The sequence below is a fragment of the Desmospora activa DSM 45169 genome, assembly GCF_003046315.1.
In the GTDB taxonomy this organism is placed as follows: Bacteria; Bacillota; Bacilli; order Thermoactinomycetales; family DSM-45169; genus Desmospora; species Desmospora activa.
This window is the reverse complement of record NZ_PZZP01000015.1, coordinates 1-1,584: the sequence shown is the minus strand read 5'-3', so window position 1 is coordinate 1,584 and position 1,584 is coordinate 1. Positions and strand designations below refer to the sequence as shown.

Genomic DNA, 1,584 nt, shown 5'->3' with positions numbered 1-1,584 from the left:
GTTACGGAGATTAGTCCTCCATTCCCAAACCGAAACGCCGAAAACCCTTGATATGACGAAGGTTTTCGGCGTTTTATTGAGTTTAACAAAAGTCAAGAAACCGGTAAATCTTTCTTTGGTGAGTGGCTAGAGGTAAAATGCTTATCCATAAAACACGTTACCAGACCTAAAATATCGCCTTTAAAGGGTGGTTTATTTTCGTTTGAAGGGGTAAGTATCCCCCATGCAATTAACTTTTGAGTAATTTGAATGTTATCTACCGGGACATTACCGGACATTTTTCCGTTAGTTATCGTCAGCCATCTTTTTAGCTCCTGATGATTGAAAAGGGAAGCACTTATCCTCTCCGCTTTGAAAAGAAATAATTACCAACCACCATTGAAATGAGAAATCACTTTTATAAAGTCGAATAGGAGTGTTTTGTATTTAAGAGATTGGATCTCACATTTTCCCTTCCCGGGTGTATGAAGTGGGAAAAAGAATGCTCTAAAGGTAGAAGGAAATAACCGGGATGAAAGGGGGATCTATCAGTATTGTTGACGTCTACTCTCCTTGATAGGATTACTGGCGAGGAGGCGAAACCATGGAATTGACAATTACATTTAATGTCGAAGAACAATTACGCAAAGAGTTGGAAGGAGCCAAACTCGATGAAAAGGAGATCAAGAAAATTCTCGATAATTTTTCAGATTGGATTGATCCAACCGTCATCGGATTTGATGCTGAAGACTACCTGGATGATTTAGCCGGAGAGTTAATATCAGATTTCATTGACGATCGTCACCCACAGTTGAAAGAAAAAATTTACTCTGTACTTTAAGGAAATCGATGGCCGCAATAACCCGGTTCCCAGCGAGGAACCGGGTTTTATTTTTGTCCGGTAAGGTTTATTACCGGATATTTAATAATCCCGTGATACCCTGACCCCTTCCCTTTCTTTTTTCGCCGCTTAGAAAGAGAATTTCAGGGCCTATTTTTTTACAATAGAAAACCCCGGCTGATGTTTAGGCCGGGGCAAGTAGGTTAAATCGGTAGGGTAGAAAAAAACCACCGGTCGATGTCTTTTTCCAAGCATTCTAGACACTTCCCAAGACAAAACTCATCTGCTTCTTTTTCCTTGCACCCGTTGCACATTTCCTGGTTTTCTGCTGTCATGCTGATCACTCCTTTTTATTAGGTCCCCCGGATCACACCGGGGGAATGTGGTATAATTGGGTTGGGTTTAGTGATGCTCGGTTACAATGCCGTGCATTTTCTTTCCAAGAGGTCCGAACGGTTGCCGCCGTTTTCGGGCCTCTTCTTCGTTTTCCGTCGTCTCCGACTCTACCTCTGCCGGGTCATCCGGCCGCGGCCGCTTCTCAAGTGGGTAGCACTGATCTACGTGTTTGTACAGCTCTTTTTTCATTGGTTCACCTCCTTTCAAGCCTTTGATCAGCTTCTTTAGTGGACAATGCCGGTCCTGTAATCCGTGAATCCCTCCAGTAAAACCAAGTGTGGTATACTGTGTCTAGCGCGTTTTTTCTTTTTGTGGCTCGTCGGTGGCATCCGGCGGGCTGTTTCATTTGTTTTTGGCTGCTTCTTCGG

The 1,584-nt window shown here is 43.4% G+C and carries 2 protein-coding genes; one reads left to right on the top strand and one right to left on the bottom strand.

From position 1 onward, the window contains the following. The first annotated feature begins 583 nt into the window (after nt 1–583). A complete protein-coding gene (locus tag C8J48_RS18490; protein ID WP_107728717.1) occupies nt 584–820 on the top strand; it encodes a hypothetical protein in 237 nt (78 codons plus the stop codon). Nucleotides 821–1,222: 402 nt separating this feature from the next. Here the strand turns inward: C8J48_RS18490 and C8J48_RS18485 are convergent, their stop codons facing one another. Continuing rightward, entirely contained in the window at nt 1,223–1,405 is a 183-nt protein-coding gene (locus C8J48_RS18485) for a hypothetical protein (protein ID WP_107728736.1), read from the bottom strand. Nucleotides 1,406–1,584: the final 179 nt, after the last annotated feature.